The sequence below is a fragment of the Paraburkholderia diazotrophica genome (genome assembly GCF_038900755.1).
GTDB classification, from domain to species: Bacteria; Pseudomonadota; Gammaproteobacteria; order Burkholderiales; family Burkholderiaceae; genus Paraburkholderia; species Paraburkholderia diazotrophica_A.
The window spans coordinates 1-1,007 of record NZ_JBBPEN010000062.1; the positions used below are offsets into that span (position 1 = coordinate 1).

Sequence of the window (1,007 nt, forward strand, 5' to 3'; positions counted from 1 at the left end):
GGGGCGACCGCTGCGGCACGCCGTTATACTGCGCAACACGACAACCAACGAAGCAGCACTCGTTTATGAAGGGAAAAATAGTTGACGGCGAAGCCCGCGACCGGCTGATCATCTGGATACGTCGTCGATGGAAGAATTCGGCATCACAGTGCAAGCGCTCGCTGACTCAATCCAGCACGACCTCGATCACCCGGCGCTCTACCGGGATGCGCATGGTAACGAATGGAATGGGCTGGGCGATACGCCGCATTGGCTTCGCGCGGCGCATAACGCGGGCGTCGAACCCGGCTTTTTTCGCATCGCGCGTGGGCCTGCGCCGACCGAAGCGAACAGCGAAGGTCGCAAGTCCGATCCTCGGCAAATGGATCTGTTTAAGCCGCTTCCGTAGCGTACTTTTTCGCGCCAAGTGCGATAAAAACCTCGCATCAATGCACGCACCTCGGGATCGGGGCCTGCGGCCGAATACAAAACAATGCATCCGCGCATTGATTCATATTTTGAAAATACGCGGTTAAGGTTCGGCTATGTTTTCGCTTTTGTTTCAGATTGAGCAAGAGCAACCTGAGCCGGCTCAGGTCCCTTTGTGCCGTCCCAAGTTCGCAACCACCGGGCAGCGCACGGTTAAATAATTGAATTGCTTGATTTTTCTCGACTGAAGGACACCAAAGTTCCGAAAAATGAGCCTGTGGAATGCGTGGAATCCGCTTTCAGAGCCAAACCGGAATAAAAAACCCCAGCACTCGGCCGGGGTTGGGGTTAAGGGAATGAGCAACATCGTGCGCTAACAGATCACTTCGACCATCTCACCGAACGGCGCCTTCTTCGCCCGCTTGAGAGGCGTCGTCGACGCCCACAGGACCGGGTAGTCCGGAGGATCGTTGGGAAACGGGCCGTCCATGTCGGTGAGATAAACCAGGAATGCGGGGCGGATTCCTTCTTTCGCAAGCCGCTCGAACGGCTCGACGAATGAGGTCCCCCCACCGCCGCGCACAGGTAGCAGTTCAAGA

The 1,007-nt window shown here is 56.6% G+C and carries 1 protein-coding gene and 1 pseudogene; one reads left to right on the forward strand and one right to left on the reverse strand.

Annotated features, from left to right (window positions below):
- Positions 1–515 (forward strand): annotated as a pseudogene (locus AABE10_RS36210) (hypothetical protein); the annotation flags it as partial.
- Positions 516–781: 266 nt separating this feature from the next.
- On the opposite strand, the gene AABE10_RS36215 reads toward AABE10_RS36210, so the two are convergent.
- The coding region (locus AABE10_RS36215; RefSeq protein ID WP_342937840.1) for a VWA-like domain-containing protein at positions 782–1,007 on the reverse strand (226 nt) is incomplete at its 5' end.